The sequence below is a fragment of the Bosea sp. RAC05 genome, assembly GCF_001713455.1.
Taxonomy (GTDB): domain Bacteria; phylum Pseudomonadota; class Alphaproteobacteria; order Rhizobiales; family Beijerinckiaceae; genus Allobosea.
This window is the reverse complement of record NZ_CP016464.1, coordinates 479,396-495,030: the sequence shown is the minus strand read 5'-3', so window position 1 is coordinate 495,030 and position 15,635 is coordinate 479,396. Positions and strand designations below refer to the sequence as shown.

The window sequence follows — 15,635 nt, the reverse complement described above, 5'->3', positions numbered from 1 at the left end:
GCAACCCTCTCGCCAGCCCGCGCGCGTCATGCTAACCGCTCAGCCCATGACCGATACCCAGACCGCCACCGGCCAGGCTCGCATCCAGGCTCGTTTCCAGGCCTGCGCGTCCGAGGGCCGCGCCGCCCTCGTGACCTTCGTCACCGCGGGCGACCCCGACCTCGCCACCTCGGCCGCAATCCTGACCGCCCTGCCCGCGGCCGGCGCCGACATCATCGAGCTCGGCGTGCCCTTCACCGACCCGATGGCCGACGGCATCCCCGTCCAGCTCGCCGGGCAGCGCGCGCTGAAGGCCGGCCAGACGCTGAAGAAGACGCTGGCGATGGTCGCGGAATTCCGGGGCGCCGGGCACGACACCCCGATCGTGCTGATGGGCTACTACAATCCGATCTATGTCTATGGCGTCGAGCGCTTCCTGCAGGATGCGCGCGCTGCGGGCGTCGACGGTCTCATCGTCGTCGATCTGCCGCCGGAGGAAGACACCGAGCTCTGCCTGCCGGCGCTGGCGGCGGGCGTCAGCTTCATCCGCCTGGCGACGCCGACGACCGACGACCGGCGCCTGCCGAAGGTGCTGCAGAACACCTCGGGCTTCGTCTACTACGTCTCGATGACCGGCGTGACCGGCGGCGCGATCACCAATTACGACGCGGTCGGCGATGCCGTGGCGCGGATCAAGCGGCACACCGACCTGCCGGTCGCGGTCGGCTTCGGCGTGAAGACGGCGCAGGATGCCGAGACCATCGCGCGGGGCGCCGACGGCGTCGTCGTCGGGTCGGCACTGGTCGAGCGCGTGCGCCTCTCGCTCGATGCCGATGGCAAGGCCACGGAAAAGACCGTTTCGGCTGTCACCTCGCTGGTGTCGGAATTGGCGGCGGGCATCCGCTCGGCCGCGAAGGCGGCGGCCTGAGGCCACCGGCCTCGCCCGTTGTCCGCGCCCCAACCGTCAGGGACTGATCCATGAACTGGATTTCCGAAGTCGTCCGGCCGCGCATCAAGACGCTGTTCAAGCGCGAGAGCCCGGAGAATCTCTGGATCAAGTGCCCCGATTCCGGGCAGATGGTCTTCCACAAGGATGTCGAGGCCAACGGCTTCGTCATCCCCGGCTCCGACCACCATCTGCGCGTCACCGCGCAGGACCGGCTGAAGCTGACCTTCGACGAGGGCAAGTGGCTCGACGTGCCGCTGCCCGAGGTCGCGACCGATCCGCTGAAGTTTCGCGACGAGAAGCGCTATATCGACCGGCTGAAGGACGCCCGCGCCAAGACCGGCGCGGCGGACGCCTTCAAAGTCGGCTATGGCCGGGTCAAGGGTTTCGCCCTGACCATCGCGGTGCAGGATTTCCACTTCATGGGCGGTTCTCTCGGTATGGCCGCCGGGGAAGCCTTCATCAAGGGCGCGCAGACCGCGATCGAGAAGAAGACGCCCTATGTCGTCTTCGCCGCCTCGGGCGGGGCACGCATGCAGGAGGGGATCCTGTCCCTGATGCAGCTGCCGCGCACCACGGTCGCCATCCGCATGCTGCGCAAGGCCGGCCTGCCCTATATCGTCGTGCTGACCAACCCGACCACGGGCGGCGTCACCGCCTCCTACGCGATGCTCGGCGACATCCACATCGCTGAGCCCGGCGCGCTGATCGGCTTCGCCGGGCCGCGCGTGATCGAACAGACGATCCGCGAGAAGCTGCCCGAGGGCTTCCAGCGCGCGGAATATCTCAAGGATCACGGCATGGTCGACATGGTGGTGCACCGCCACGACCTGCCGGAGACGCTCGCCCGCCTCGGCCGCCTGCTGACGAAGCAGCCGGCCGCGGGCCAGGACGTCAAGCCTGCGGTGCCCGCCGCACCGGTCGCCGAAGCCGTCTGAGGCGGCGGTCGGGATCATGGGGTCGTCCGATACGGTTCTCGCGCGGCTGCTGGCGCTGCATCCCAAGCTGATCGACCTCTCGCTCGGGCGCATCCTGACGCTACTCGAGCGGCTCGGCGATCCGCAGAAGCGCCTGCCGCCGGTGATCCATGTCGCCGGCACCAACGGCAAGGGCTCGACCATCGCCTTCATGCGGGCGATCCTGGAAGCGGCGGGCCTGTCCGTCCATGTCTACACCTCGCCGCACCTCGTGCGCTTCCATGAGCGCATCCGGCTGGGGGCTCCCGGCGGCGGCCGCTTCGTCGATGAGGCGGTGCTGGTCGAGGCGCTGGAGCGCTGCGAGCGCGCCAATGCCGGCGACGCGATCACCTTTTTCGAGATCACCACCACCGTCGCCTTCCTGCTCTTCGCCGAGCACCAGGCCGATGTCGTGCTGCTCGAGGTCGGCCTCGGCGGGCGCTTCGACGCCACCAATGTCATCGCCAACCCGGCCTGCACGGTGGTGACGCCGGTCTCGCTCGATCATGCCGAATATCTCGGCGACACCGTCACCAAGATCGCGGGCGAGAAGGCCGGCATCTTCAAGCGCGGTGCACCGGCCGTCATCGCCCCGCAGGAGCCCGAGCCGACGGCCGTGCTCGAAGCGGTGGCCGAGCGGGTCGGCGCCGCGAAGATTCTGATCGGAGCGCAGGATTTCTCGGTCCACGAGGCCGGCGGCCGGCTGGTCTACGAGGATGGCGACGGGCTCCTCGATCTGCCATTGCCGAAGCTCGCGGGCCGCCACCAGCACGTCAATGCCGGCACCGCGATCGCAGCCCTGCGCGCGGCCGGATATGGCGGCCTGCCGAGTTCCGCCTTCGAACAGGGCATGCTGAATGCCGACTGGCCGGCGCGGCTGCAGCGCATCGCGCGCGGCAAGCTCGTCGAACTGGTGCCCGGCCGGGCCGAACTCTGGCTCGATGGCGGCCACAACCCCGATGGCGGCCGCGTGCTCGCTCAGGCGATGGCCGATCTCGCCGACCGCAACCCCGCCCCGCTGGTGATGATCGCCGGCCTGCTCTCGACCAAGGATGCGGGCGCGACGCTGCGCCATTTCAAGGGACTGGCGCAGATGCTGTTTGCCGTCCCGCTGCAGAACAATCTCGCCGCCCGTCCGGCCGAGGAGGTGGCGGGACTCGCCCGCTCGGCCGGTCTCACCGCCGAGGTCGCGGGCTCCGTCGAGCAGGCGCTGCGCGAGATCGCGGCGCGCGACTGGTCGGCCCCGCCGCGCATCCTGATCTGCGGTTCGCTCTATCTCGCGGGTGAGGTGCTTTCGGCGAACGGAACGCTGCCGGTTTGAGGCCTCAGGGAGACTGCCATGGCGACTCGTCCCTTCGGACCCACCGGCCGCGATGTGCCCGCCATCGGCCAGGGCAGCTGGTATATCGAGCGCGGTGATCGCAATGAGGCCGTCGTGGCGCTGCGGCGCGGGCTCGATCTCGGCCTGACCCATCTCGACACCGCCGAGATGTATGGCGACGGGCGTTCGGAGGCGATCATCGGCGAGGCGATCACCGGCCGGCGCGAGGAGGTCTTCCTCGTCTCGAAGGTGCTGCCGCACCATGCCTCGAAGGCCGGCGTGCGCGCCGCCTGCGAGCGCTCGCTGCGCCATCTCAAGACCGACCGGCTGGATTGCTACCTGCTGCACTGGCGCGGGCCGCATCCGCTGGCGGAGACCTTCGCCGCCTTCGAGGCGCTTAAAAGCGAGGGCAAGATCCTCTCCTGGGGCGTCAGCAATTTCGACGAGGACGATCTGGCCGAGGCGCTCGAGGTGGCGGGGCCGGGCAAGATCGCCTGCAACCAGGTGCTCTATCACCTCCGCGAACGCGCGATCGAGCATGCGGTGATCCCGTGGTGCGAGCGCCACGGCGTCGCGGTGACCGCCTACAGCCCGTTCGGGCATGACGGTTTCCCGGCGGCGGGCAGCCCGGGCGGCAAGCTTCTGGCGGAGGTCGCCACGGCCCATGGCGCCAGCCCGCGGCAGGTCGCGCTCGCCTTCCTGACCCGCCGTGCCAGTGTCTTCGCGATCCCCAAGGCCGGGACGCAGGGCCATGTCGAGGACAATGCCGGCGCGCTGCGGCTCACGCTGACGGAGGACGAGCTGGCACGGATCGGTGCGGCCTTTCCGCTGGGGCGTAAGCCGTCCTCGCTGCCGATGCTCTGATGGCGGCTGCGCTCAGGCGGCGCGCGCCAGCCGCTCCAGCGCGGCGGTCGGGTCGATGCGGCCGTCATAGAGCGCGCGGCCGGTGATGGCGCCTTCGAGGATCGCGGCGTCGGGCGCCATCAACCGCTCGATATCGGTCATCGAGGCCAGGCCTCCCGAGGCGATGACGGGGATGGTCAGCGCCTGGGCGAGGCCGATCGTGCCCTCCCAGTTGATGCCCTGAAGCATGCCGTCGCGGGCGATGTCGGTGTAGACGATCGCCGCCACGCCGGCATCCTCGAAGCGCCGCCCGAGATCGGCGGCCGCCAGCGTCGAGGTCTCGGCCCAGCCTTCGACGGCGACGAAGCCGTCGCGCGCATCGATGCCGACCGCGACCTGTCCCGGAAAGGCCTTCGCCGCCTCGCGGACGAAGCCGGGATCGCGCACCGCGGCGGTGCCGATGATGACGCGGCGGATGCCCTTGGCGAGCCAGCCCTCGACCGTCTTCATGTCGCGGATGCCGCCACCGAGCTGCACGGGGAAAGCGACCCGCGCCAAGATGGCCTCGACCGCGGCCGCATTCATCGGCTTGCCGGCGAAGGCGCCGTCGAGATCGACGACATGGAGCCACTGGAAGCCCTGCGCCTCGAAGGCGGCGCCCTGTGCAGCGGGATCGTCGTTGAAGACCGTCGCTTGGTCCATGTCGCCCTGCTTCAGGCGCACGCACTGGCCGTGCTTGAGATCGATGGCGGGGAAGAGGATCACGGCTTCCATCTCAGAAAATTGGCGAGCAGCCGGAGCCCGAGCGTCTGGCTCTTCTCCGGGTGGAACTGGGTGCCGGCGATGTTGTCGCGCCCGACCATGGCCGTGACGGGCCCGCCATGGTCGGTGACGGCGATCACCTGCCCGGGATGAGTGGCGGCCAGCGCATAGGAATGGACGAAATAGGCGTGCAGACCGGAAGGACCGGTCTCGATGCCGGCCAGCAGCGGATGCGCGCGGCGGGTCTCCAGCGTGTTCCAGCCCATATGTGGGATCTTGAGGCCTTCGCCCTGCGGCACGATCAGCGTGACGTCGCCGGCGATCCAGCCGAGCCCTTCGGTCACGGTGTATTCCAGGCCACGCGAGGCCAGAAGCTGCATGCCGACGCAGATGCCGAGGAAGGGCCGGCCCTTGCCCTGAACCGCCTCCTCCAGCGCCGCGACCATGCCCGGCACCGCATCGAGCCCGCGGCGGCAATCGGCGAAGGCGCCGACGCCGGGCAGCACGATCCGGTCGGCGGCGCGGACCACGGTGGGATCGCTGCTGACGGAAATGGTCGAGGCGATCCCCGATTCGGCGGCCGCGCGCTCGAAGGCCTTGGCGGCGGAGTGCAGGTTGCCCGAACCGTAATCGACGATGACGACGGACTGGCTCATCGGCCCTGCGCCTCGGGGAAGAGGCCGATGACCGGCACCGGCCCCGCCGGCGGCTGGCGGGCGGGCGATGAGGCGGCGAGGCGCGCCTGCGCGGGAGCCTCCGCGAGCGCCCGCTCGAAATAGCGACGCTCGGCCTCGAGGAGGTCGCGGGCCTCGACGACGTCGGAGAGACGCCAGCCCTGGCGCGCCAGCTTGCGCGCGATGAGGTTCTGGCCTTCCAGCCCGAGGAAGAGCGCGATCGTCCAGTGCGAGATCATCACCGCGCCGGTCACCAGCCCGAGTCGGCTGCCGGCATAGAGCAGCGCCGCCCAGACCAGCGCATAGATCAGCGTCGCGAGCCAGAGCCGCTGGCCCAGGAGCCAGAGCCCGCCGAAGATGAAGGCCGGCCAAGTGAAGGTCTCGGGCAAAAGCCGCGCCCGTTCGATCTCGTCACGCGCGCCGCCCGAGCCCGGCGGCGGAATCATCACCGTGTAGAATGCCATGATGCGAGCCTTTCAGAGCGCGCCCTTGGTGGAGGGCACGCGACCGCCCTCGCGCGGATCGACCTCGAGAGCGTGGCGCAGCGCGCGCGCCAGCCCCTTGAAGCAGCTCTCGGCGATGTGGTGGGCGTTGTCGCCATAGAGCGTTTCGACATGCAGGGTGATGCCGGCGTTCATTGCGAAGGCCTGGAAGAACTCTCGCACCAGTTCCGTGTCGAAGGTGCCGATCTTCTGCGCCTCGAAGCGCGTCCGGAAGACCAGGAAGGGCCGGCCCGAGACATCGACGGCGACGCGCGTCAGCGTCTCGTCCATCGGCAGATGGATGTCGGCATAGCGGCGGATGCCCTTCTTGTCGCCGAGCGCCTGCCGCAGGGCCTCGCCCAGCGCGATACCGGTGTCCTCGACCGAGTGATGGTCGTCGATATGGGTGTCGCCGGTCACCGCGACCTTCAGGTCGATCAGCGAATGGCGGGCGAAGAGGTCGAGCATATGGTCGAAGAAGCCGACGCCGGACGAGATCTCGGCCTTGCCCGTGCCATCGAGCACGAGCGAGACGGCGATGTCGGTTTCGTTGGTGCGGCGCTTCACTTCGCCAGAACGCATGACGGCCTCGTTGATCGGACAATGCGCGAGGCTTTAGCAGGAGGCCGGCGGGAAGGCCATGGCCGAGGCCAGGCTCGTCATGCTCGGGCGCAGACCCGAGAATGACGCTTTGCACTTGGTGCTCACACCCCCGCGAGCGCCCGCTCCAGATCGGCGACGAGATCGTCGGCATGCTCCAGGCCGACGGAGAGGCGGATCAGCCCGTCCGAGATGCCCATGCTCGCCCGGATCTCGGGGCTGAAGCGCTGATGCGTCGTCGTCGCGGGGTGAACGATCAGGCTCTTGGCGTCGCCGAGATTGTTGGAGATGCGGATCAGCTTCAGCCCATTCAGAAAGCGGAAGGCGGCCTCCTTGCCGCCGTCCACCTCGAAGGCGACCAGCGTCGACGGGCCGGTCATCTGGCGGGCGATGATCTCGGCCTGCGGATGGTTCTTCGCGCCCGGAAAGATGACGCGCGACAGGCCGGGGCGGCCGGCGAGCCATTCCGCCACGATCGCGGCATTGTGCGCCTGCTGGCGCACGCGCAGCGGCAGGGTCTCCAGCGCCTTCAGCATCACCCAGGCGTTGAAGGGCGAGATCGCCGGGCCGGTCTGGCGCAGGAAGGTCTGGACATGGGTCTCGATGAAGGCCTGCGAGGCGAGGATCAGCCCGCCCAGACAGCGGCCCTGCCCGTCGATGTGCTTGGTCGCCGAGTAGACCACGCAATCGGCGCCGAGTTGCAGCGGGCGCTGGTAGAGCGGCGTGGCGAAGACGTTGTCGACGACGAGCGTCGCACCGACCTCCTTGGCCAGCGCGGCAACGGCCGCGATGTCGATGACCTCGAGCGTCGGGTTGGACGGGCTCTCGAGGAAGAACACCTTGGTCTGCGGCGTCACGGCCTCGCGCCAGGCCACGAGGTCGGTGCCGTCGACCAGCGTCGAGGTCACGCCATAGCGCGGCAGATGCTCCTCGACGACATAGCGGCAGGAGCCGAACAGGGCCCGGGCCGCCACGACATGGTCGCCCTGGCGCACCTGCCCCATGATCGCGGCGGTGACGGCGGCCATGCCGGTCGCGGTCGCGCGGCAGGCTTCCGCCCCCTCGAAGGCGGCCATGCGGGCCTCCAGCATGGCGACGGTGGGGTTCGAGAAGCGGGCGTACTGGAAGCCCGGATCCTTGTTCAGGAAGCGTGCCTCGGCCTGCTCGGCGCTGTCATAGACATGGCCCTGGGTCAGGAAGAGCGCCTCGGAGGTCTCGCCGAACTGCGAGCGCAGCGTGCCGGCATGGACGAGACGCGTCTCGGGATGAAGGCCGGCGACGTCGCCCGGGTTTGCCGACATGATAGAAACTCCGAAGCGTTCGTTTTAACGAACCATCGGCGTATCATCCTGTGGCCGGCCCGTAAAGGAGAAGGAATCTCTCGTACAACCGGCGGGGGCTGGCGAGCGCGGACTATCCGCGGGCCAGTGGCGTCAGGAAGCCCGTCAGATCTGATGTCACATGGTGGACATGGCCGGCCTCGACCGCCGCCTGCTCCCAGGCTTCGCGAAACGGATCGGGCGTCTGCGGGATGATCAGGACCGTCTTCATGCCCATGGCGCTGGGGACCAGCAGGTTCTTCTCGATGTCCTCGAACATCGCGGCGCGGCCGGGATCGACGGCATGCTTGGCGAGGAACAGTTCATAGGTCGAGCGTTCCGGCTTGGGCGTGAAGCCCGCCGCGACGATGTCGAAGACATCCTCGAAATGCTCGATGATGCCGAGCTTGCCGGCGACGTTGCGGGCATGGGCGACCGACCCGTTGGTCAGGATCAGCTTCCGGCCGGGCAGGGCCGCGATCGCCGCGCCCAGGGCCGGATCGGGCTCGAGCAGGCTGAGGTCGACGTCATGGGCGAAGTCGAGGAAATCGTCGGGCTCGACGCCATGCTCGACCATCAGGCCGTTCAGGGTCGTGCCATAGCGATGGTAATAGTAGTTCCGCAGGGCATGCGAGGAGAGGCCATCGAGGCCGAACAGCTCCTGCAGGAACAGGGTGATCCGCTGATTGACCTGCGGCCAGACCTGGCACTCATGCGAGTAGAGCGTGTTGTCGAGGTCGAACACCCAGTGGTCGACATGCGCGAAGGCCTCCCGCTGAAGCGGAGGGGTCGCAACGGGAATGGCAGCGTGCGTGTTCATAGGACGGACTCATGTGGCGAGCCGAGCCTGACATGCAAGAGTTCTGCTAGCGGTTAACGCGGGGCGCCGTTCGGACGCACGCGTCATGCTCGCCCTTGTGGCGAGCATCCACGTCTTGGTCGTAGCGCTCGACACATGGAAGACGTGGATGGTCGGGACAAGCCCGACCATGACGAGAAAGGCCTTAACGCCGGATGATCGTGCCCGAGCCGGTGTCGGTGAAGAGCTCGATCAGCACCGCATGCGGCACCTTGCCGTCGAGGATGACCACCGCCTCGACGCCCTTTTCGAGCGCGTAGATGCAGGTCTCGATCTTCGGGATCATGCCGCCGGAGATGGTGCCGTCGGCGATCAGGCGGCGGCATTCCTCGACCGTCAGTTCGGGGATCAGCACCTTGTCCTTGGTCAGGACGCCGGGCACGTCGGTCAAGAGCAGCAGACGCTTGGCGTTCAGCGCGCCCGCGATGGCGCCCGCGAAGGTGTCGGCGTTGACATTGTAGGTCTGGCCGTCGGCCGCCGCGCAGACCGGGGCGAGAACCGGAATCAACTCGGCCTTGAGCACCGAATCGAGCACCGAGGTATCGACCTTCTCCGGCTCGCCGACGAAGCCGAGATCGAGCACCTCCTCGATCTTGGAATCGGGATCGACGATGGTGCGGGTCACCTTGCGGGCGGTGACCATGTTGCCGTCCTTGCCGCACAGGCCTATCGCCTTGCCGCCCTCGCGCGAAATGTAGCCGACGATCTCCTTGTTGACCGAACCGGCCAGGACCATCTCGACGACGTCGACGGTCGCCGCGTCGGTGACGCGCAGGCCCTGCTTGAACTCCGACTGGATGCCGAGCTTCTTCAGCATCGCCGCGATCTGCGGGCCGCCGCCATGGCAGACGACCGGCTTCAGGCCGGACTGCTCGAGCAGGACGATGTCCTCGGCGAAGTCCTCGGCGGTCGCAGCATCGCCCATGGCGTTGCCGCCATATTTGATCACGATGATCTCCTGGTCGTAGCGCTGCATGTGCGGCAGCGCCTGGACCAGCAGGTCGGCCGATTGCGACGGCGTCAGATGGGCGGCGGGATTGATCATCGGTCGAGGCTCCGCGACGGCGCGCCAGGCTTCCGCGCCGGGTGCGGCTTCTAGCGGACAATCGGGTGGGGAGGAAGCGTCAGCTCCGCTTCGCGAACAGCGCCGACAGCGCCAGCAGCAGCCAGCCGCCCAGCATCCCGAAGCCGCCGATCGGCGCGGCGCGCGGGAACAGCGCCTCGCCGGCAAACCCGCGTCGCGACAGATCGGCCGCGAAGAGCGCCACGCCCGCGACGATCAGCGAAAGCGCGATGCGCGCCATGAGATCGGAGAGGAAGCCGGCCTTGCGAGCGGCGGTGGCGCCGAAGACCAGCGAGGCATGGAACAGCAGCATCTGGCCGGCGGTCTGGACGTTGGTCGTGCCCGTGACATGGGCGGCGGCGGCGAGCAGCGCGACGCCGGCCAGCCCCATCAGGGCGGCGAGAACGAGATGGATCCTGGCGGCGGTCATCTCAATCCTCGATCGCGAGTTCGACGAACCCGGCGGGATCGGCACAAAACTCACGCATGATGCGGAAATGGGCGGTGTCCTCCAGCGCGATGGGATCCAGCCCGTACTTCGACAGGCCGAGCAGGCGCGCTCCGGGAAACGCCATCAGCATCGGAGAATGGGTCGCCATGATCACCTGTGTGTGCCCCGCCCGCTCGATCTGCTGCAACAGCCTGAGGAACGTCATCTGACGGGCCGGCGACAGTGCCGATTCCGGCTCGTCGAAGATGAAGAAGCCCTGCCGCCTGCAGCGCTCCTCGAAGAAGCGCAGAAAACCCTCGCCGTGGGAATGGGACAGAAAGTCCGGGGGCGGCGGCCTCATGGGATCGTCCAACGCCGCCTCGTCGAGATAGCGCGCCACCGAGAAAAAGCTCTCGGCCCGGAAGAACCAGCCGCTGGTGATCTTGGGCAGCCAGCTCGCGCGCAGAGCGCCACCGAGCGAGCCGCCCATCGCCTCGACGGCGCGGCTGTGATCAACCGGGCGGTAGCCCTTGCCGCCGCCCGCCTCGTCGTAGCCGGCGAGCGCGGCGATGCCTTCCAGCAACGTGGATTTACCCGTGCCGTTCTCGCCGACGATAATCGTGATCGCGCGGTCGAAGCTCAGTTCGAAGCCCTTGGCAAACAGCGGCAGGCAGAAGGGATAGGCGGCCCGGTCGTACGCGTGCGCGTCATCGAGCCAGACGCGCTTGAGGAAAGGGGCCGGCAGACGGGTGGGTCGCGATCCTCTCATGGAACCCGTCTCGTCGCCTCACTGCGCGTCGAACCAGGCCTTCCACTGCGGCACGGCCGTGGCGAAGGTGCCGCGATGGCTGGTGTCGCCGGTCGGGACGGCCTCGACCTTGTCGTTGCCGATCGCCTTTTGATAGGTCATCGGCAACTGGCCGATCTCGATGCGGATCGCCTCGTCGGTCAGCCCGTAATAGGTCCGCACCGGGGTCTTGATCACCCAGCGATAGGCGCTGGTCTCAGCCACGAGCCGGCCATAGGCCGAGTTGGCGAAGAACTGGGCTTCGAAATACTCCGGCCGGATCAGCTTGCGCAGATCGGTCGGCACGGCGGCCGGATCGAAGGGTTCGCGATAATAGGCCTTGCGCGAAATCTCGTAGGTCTCGTCGGTCAGGAGCGAACGGGCGAGGCCGGGGATGTTGTGATAGTTCTCGAAGGAGAACACGTTCAGCATGAAGATCGTCGTGATCCAGCTCGCGTCGATCTTGCGCGGGAAGTTCAGGAAGCCGTTGAAGGCGGCGAAGGCGTCGGCCGGGGCGCTGGCGGTGGTCGCGGCCTTGACCGGCATGCCGACGGCCTCGAGTTTCTCCAGCATGGCGAGCGTGACGAAGCCGCCCTGCGACCAGCCGCTAAGGAAGAGCTTGCTGTCCGACAGCTTGAGATCGGCGAGCACGGCGCGGCTGGCCAGGACCATGTCGTAGGTCGCCTGCTGGTGGCTGCCCTTGACGAGGTAGCCCTCCGGCTCCTTCGAGGCGCCCATGCCGAAATAGTCGGCGCCGGTGACGAGATAGCCCTGGCCCGCGAACTGGGCGATCATCAGCTGCGTCTCGGGTGATTGCTCGGGGAAGGAGGGGACCTGTTCCTTTCCGTAGACCGTGCCGTGCTGGTAGGAGACCATCGGGAAGACGGTCTCCGCCGTGTCGGGCACCGCGAGGAGCCCGGTGGCCGAGATCGGCCGGTTGCCCTGCTCGGGCACCACCGACGGATAGGTGACGCGGTAGAGCTTCACGGCGTTGCGCGCCGGGGTGTAGCTGACGGTGATCCCGGCGAATTTCGGCGTGTCGGTGGTCAGGATCTGGTTGAGCCGGGCGACATCCCAGCGCGCGATCAGCTCGTACTGGACGCCCGACGCCACCCTGACCGGCGCGGTCTGACCCGGGGCCGGAGAGGCCTGCTGGGCCGAGGCCGGCCCCGCAACGACCAAGGTCGTCGCCAGCAGCACGGCCAACGAACGGATGCGGTTCAGGATCGTCATGAAGGCCCCCAGCCAGCCGGGGCACCGGGTCGTCATGCCCCGGCCGTCGCCGCGGCACGCCGGGCATCCTGCATGGCCGATGTAAAGATTTGGTGGCCTTCGCCTTCGGGCAGAGGCTCAGCCCCTCTCCGCCAGCACACGCCCGACGGCGGCGCGCAGTTCCGGGATGCCCAGGCCGGTCTCGCTCGAGGTCAGGAGCACTTCGGGGAAGGCGGCCGGGCGGCGCTTGATCTCGTCATAAGTCGCCTCGCACATGAACTGCTGGTCGCTCTTCTTGAGCGCATCGCCCTTTGTCAGCACGACCTGGTAGGACATCGCCGCCTTGTCGAGCGTCTCGAGGACGGCGTTGTCGACGTCCTTGAGACCATGGCGGGCATCGATCAGCAGATAGACCCGCATCAGATTGGGCCGCCCGCGCAGGTAGTTGTGGATCAGGTTGGTCCAGGCGGCGACCTTGGCCCGGCCGACGGCGGCATAGCCGTAGCCGGGCATGTCGACGATCGTCAGCCGCTCGTCCGCGCCGACCTGGCGGAAGAAATTGAGCTGCTGCGTGCGGCCCGGCGTGTGCGAGGTCCGCGCCAGCGCGTTGCGGCGGGTCACCGCGTTGATCAGGCTCGACTTGCCGACATTGGAGCGGCCGGCAAAGGCGATCTCCTGGCCGACCATGGGCGGCAGGTCGTCGATATGGGTCGAGGCCCAGACGAAATCCCAGGGGCCCTCGAAGAGCTTGCGGGCGGATTCGATCTCGTCGTCGGTGAAGGGGGTGGTGGCGCTGGTCGTCATGGCGTTACGCCTACACGGCCCGACGCAGCGCGTCGATGTCGGCGCCCGCGATCGCGGCGATATTGCGGGCGATCTTCCCTGCGTCCCAGTCCCACCAGCGGATCGCAAGCAGCTCGGTGATGACGTCGGCGGGAAAGCGCATGCGCATGACGCGGCCGGGATTGCCGGCGACCACCGCATAGGGCGGAACGTCCTTCACCACCTGCGCGCGTGTGCCGATGATCGCCCCGTCACCGATGGTGACGCCGGGCATGATCACGGCCTCCCGGCCGATCCAGACGTCGTGGCCGATGACCATGTCGCCGCGCCCCGGCCACTGCGCACGCGGCGGAGCGCCTTCGACGTCGAAGAGGGCGAAGGGATAGGTCGAGAAGCCGCCAGTGGGATGGTTGGCCCCGTTCATCACGAACTGCGCGCCCTGGGCGATCGCGACGAAGCGGCCGATCACCAGCCGGTCCCCGACATCCTCGAAATGGTAGCGCACGCAGCGGGCGACGAAATGCTCGGGGCCGCGCGAGTCGTCATAGTAGCTGTAGTCGCCGACCTCGATCAGCGGGTGATCGACGATCGCCTTCAGGAAGGCGGTGCCCTTCCAGCCGGGGACGGGATGGCGCGTGAGGGGATCGGGAAGCGGCATCGGCACCAAAGGCAAAGGGCGGGGAAATCCCCGCCCTCGCCCGTCACTTCTTGTTGCTGTTGGCAGGCTTGCCCGGGGTGGGCGCGGCGGCCGCGGCGGGATCGGGCTTCTTGCCGAACATCGCCTTGATGTTGTCGAAGAGCTCGATCTTCACCCCGAACTTCCGCATGATGTAGCCCTGCTGCAGCACCGAGAGCAGGTTGTTCCAGGTCCAGTAGATCACCAGGCCGGCCGGGAACGAGCCGAGCAGGAAGGTGAAGAACACCGGCATCCAGGTGAACATCATCTTCTGGATCGGGTCCGGCGGCTCCGGGTTCATCTTCATCTGGATGAACATCGTGATGCCCATCAGGATCGGCCAGGCGCCGATCAGCAGGAAGGCCGGCACGGCGAAAGGCAGCAGGCCGAACAGGTTGAAGATCGAGGTCGGGTCCGGCGCCGCGAGGTCGCGGATCCAGCCGAAGAACGGCGCATGCCGCATCTCGATGGTGATGAACAGGATCTTGTAGAGCGCGAAGAACACCGGGATCTGCACCAGCACCGGCCAGCAGCCGGCCAGCGGGTTGATCTTCTGGGTCTTGTACAGCTCCATCAGCGCCTGCTGCTGCTTCATCTTGTCGTCGGCATAGCGCTCGCGCAGCGCCAGCATTTCCGGCTGCAGCGCCTTCATCTTGGCCATCGAGGCGTAGGACTTGCTCGCGAGCGGGAAGAAGACGCCCTTCAGGATCATCGTGACGATCAGGATGGCGATGCCGAAATTGCCGACATGCTTGTAGATCCAGTCGAGCAGGAAGAACATCGGCTTGGTGATGAAGTAGAACCAGCCCCAGTCGATCAGCAGGTCGAAGCGCTTGATGCCGAGATTCTGCTCATAGCCGTTGATGGCGGCGACTTCCTTGGCGCCGGCGAAAAGCTTGGCCGTGCTCGTCGCGCTGGCGCCGGGCGCCAGCGTCACGGCCTCGGCGAGGAAATCGGCTTGGTAGGTGCGTGCCGCGCCGGTCTGCACCGAGGAGAAGCGGCCGTCATATTTGCGCGACTGGTCGGGAACGACGGTCGCCGCCCAGTATTTGTCGGTGATGCCGACGAAGCCGCCGGTGACGTCCTTCCAGACGCGGCCATTGGTGCCCGGCGCGAGCAGCGGCTCCTTGTCGACATGGTCGTAGGTGAACTCCTGCAGGCCCTGCTCACCGAGGACGCCGATCAGGCCTTCATGCAGAACATAGTAGCCGAGCGTCGGCGGCCGGCCATGGCGGACGACCTGGGCATAGGGGAACAGCGTGACGGCGGCGGCACCCTTGTTCTCGACCTCGTCCTTGACCTGGAACATCGCGTTGTCGTCGATGGTGACGATGCGCCGGAAGAGCAGGCCCTGGCCATTGTCCCAGGTCAGGGTCAGCGGCTTGGCCGGCGTCAGGACCTGGGCGTCGGCGGTCCAGACGGTGCTGGCGTTCGGCAGCGAAACCGCGGCGCCGGGGCCCGCGACCCAGCCGAAATCGGAATAGTAGCCGTTGGGCCCGCCGAGCGGCGAAAGCAGGACGATGATCGGGCTGTTGGGATCGACCGTCTCGCGGTAGGCCTTGAGCGAGACGTCGTCGAGGCGCGCGCCGGTCAGGGCGATCGAGCCCGCGATCTTCGGCGTCTCGATGCGCACGCGCGGGCTCTGCGCCAGGGCCTGGTCGCGGGTCAGGGCCACCCCGGTCGCGGGGGCGACGGCGGGCGCCACGGTCTGGCCGGGCACGGCGGCCGGAGCCGGCGCGCTGCCCGGTGCGGGCACCGGTGCCGTCTGGCTCTGCGCCTGCTGGTTCTGCTGCGCGAGCTGCTTCTGCTTTTCCATCTGCGGCACGCCGTAGAAGTACTGCCAGCCGAACAGCACGACCACGGAGAGCGTGATCGCCAGAAGCAGGTTGCGGTTGTCTTCTTTCATCATGATCGGAAACAGATCTCGCTGACGCCGCGTCGGG

The 15,635-nt window shown here is 67.8% G+C and carries 17 protein-coding genes; 4 read left to right on the top strand and 13 right to left on the bottom strand.

The window, feature by feature from the left end; genetic code table 11:
• Positions 1 to 46: 46 nt before the first annotated feature.
• The 4 genes from trpA to BSY19_RS05830 are packed head-to-tail and all read left to right on the top strand — an operon-like array spanning position 47 to position 4,066.
• Positions 47 to 907 (top strand): tryptophan synthase subunit alpha, encoded by an 861-nt coding sequence (gene trpA, locus BSY19_RS05845; protein ID WP_069053326.1) that lies wholly within the window; start codon positions 47 to 49, stop codon positions 905 to 907.
• Between the two features lie 50 nt (positions 908 to 957).
• A complete protein-coding gene (gene accD, locus BSY19_RS05840) occupies positions 958 to 1,863 on the top strand; it encodes an acetyl-CoA carboxylase, carboxyltransferase subunit beta (RefSeq protein WP_069053325.1) in 906 nt (301 codons plus the stop codon).
• Between the two features lie 16 nt (positions 1,864 to 1,879).
• Positions 1,880 to 3,202, top strand: a complete 1,323-nt coding sequence (locus BSY19_RS05835; RefSeq protein ID WP_069053324.1) for a bifunctional folylpolyglutamate synthase/dihydrofolate synthase — start codon at positions 1,880 to 1,882, stop codon at positions 3,200 to 3,202.
• A gap of 18 nt (positions 3,203 to 3,220) precedes the next feature.
• Complete coding sequence (locus BSY19_RS05830; protein WP_069053323.1) at positions 3,221 to 4,066, top strand: aldo/keto reductase; 846 nt, start codon at positions 3,221 to 3,223, stop codon at positions 4,064 to 4,066.
• A 12-nt stretch (positions 4,067 to 4,078) separates the two neighbouring features.
• Here BSY19_RS05830 and hisA read toward each other — a convergent pair whose 3' ends face one another.
• From hisA to yidC, 13 genes are all read right to left on the bottom strand, one after another.
• Entirely contained in the window at positions 4,079 to 4,819 is a 741-nt protein-coding gene (gene hisA / locus BSY19_RS05825) for a 1-(5-phosphoribosyl)-5-[(5-phosphoribosylamino)methylideneamino]imidazole-4-carboxamide isomerase (protein ID WP_083247417.1), read from the bottom strand.
• Positions 4,807 to 5,463, bottom strand: a complete 657-nt coding sequence (gene hisH, locus BSY19_RS05820) for an imidazole glycerol phosphate synthase subunit HisH (RefSeq protein ID WP_069053321.1) — start codon at positions 5,461 to 5,463, stop codon at positions 4,807 to 4,809. The genes hisA and hisH overlap by 13 nt, the downstream gene beginning before the upstream one ends.
• Positions 5,460 to 5,945: a DUF2628 domain-containing protein gene (locus BSY19_RS05815; protein WP_069053320.1), complete on the bottom strand. Its 486-nt coding sequence runs from the start codon at positions 5,943 to 5,945 to the stop codon at positions 5,460 to 5,462. The genes hisH and BSY19_RS05815 overlap by 4 nt, the downstream gene beginning before the upstream one ends.
• Before the next feature lie 12 nt (positions 5,946 to 5,957).
• Positions 5,958 to 6,545 (bottom strand): imidazoleglycerol-phosphate dehydratase HisB, encoded by a 588-nt coding sequence (hisB, locus tag BSY19_RS05810; protein WP_069053319.1) that lies wholly within the window; start codon positions 6,543 to 6,545, stop codon positions 5,958 to 5,960.
• A gap of 122 nt (positions 6,546 to 6,667) precedes the next feature.
• The gene (locus BSY19_RS05805) at positions 6,668 to 7,864 is read right to left on the bottom strand and encodes an O-succinylhomoserine sulfhydrylase (protein ID WP_069053318.1); all 1,197 of its coding nucleotides are present in this window, start codon (positions 7,862 to 7,864) and stop codon (positions 6,668 to 6,670) included.
• A 112-nt stretch (positions 7,865 to 7,976) separates the two neighbouring features.
• Positions 7,977 to 8,702 carry a pyrimidine 5'-nucleotidase gene (locus BSY19_RS05800; RefSeq protein ID WP_069053317.1) on the bottom strand — a complete coding sequence of 242 codons (726 nt, stop codon included), beginning with the start codon at positions 8,700 to 8,702 and terminating at the stop codon, positions 7,977 to 7,979.
• 184 nt (positions 8,703 to 8,886) lie between these two features.
• On the bottom strand, positions 8,887 to 9,786 hold the full coding sequence (argB, locus tag BSY19_RS05795; protein WP_069053316.1) for an acetylglutamate kinase: 900 nt from the start codon (positions 9,784 to 9,786) through the stop codon (positions 8,887 to 8,889).
• Between the two features lie 79 nt (positions 9,787 to 9,865).
• Positions 9,866 to 10,234: a DUF423 domain-containing protein gene (locus BSY19_RS05790; protein WP_069053315.1), complete on the bottom strand. Its 369-nt coding sequence runs from the start codon at positions 10,232 to 10,234 to the stop codon at positions 9,866 to 9,868.
• A gap of 1 nt (position 10,235) precedes the next feature.
• Positions 10,236 to 11,003, bottom strand: a complete 768-nt coding sequence (locus BSY19_RS05785; RefSeq protein WP_069053314.1) for an AAA family ATPase — start codon at positions 11,001 to 11,003, stop codon at positions 10,236 to 10,238.
• A gap of 18 nt (positions 11,004 to 11,021) precedes the next feature.
• A complete protein-coding gene (locus tag BSY19_RS05780; RefSeq protein ID WP_236840477.1) occupies positions 11,022 to 12,290 on the bottom strand; it encodes an alpha/beta hydrolase family protein in 1,269 nt (422 codons plus the stop codon).
• Positions 12,291 to 12,371: 81 nt separating this feature from the next.
• A complete protein-coding gene (yihA, locus tag BSY19_RS05775; RefSeq protein ID WP_069053313.1) occupies positions 12,372 to 13,037 on the bottom strand; it encodes a ribosome biogenesis GTP-binding protein YihA/YsxC in 666 nt (221 codons plus the stop codon).
• A gap of 10 nt (positions 13,038 to 13,047) precedes the next feature.
• A complete protein-coding gene (locus BSY19_RS05770; protein WP_069053312.1) occupies positions 13,048 to 13,674 on the bottom strand; it encodes a CatB-related O-acetyltransferase in 627 nt (208 codons plus the stop codon).
• A 43-nt stretch (positions 13,675 to 13,717) separates the two neighbouring features.
• Positions 13,718 to 15,598: a membrane protein insertase YidC gene (gene yidC / locus BSY19_RS05765; protein WP_069056883.1), complete on the bottom strand. Its 1,881-nt coding sequence runs from the start codon at positions 15,596 to 15,598 to the stop codon at positions 13,718 to 13,720.
• Between the last annotated feature and the right edge of the window lie 37 nt (positions 15,599 to 15,635).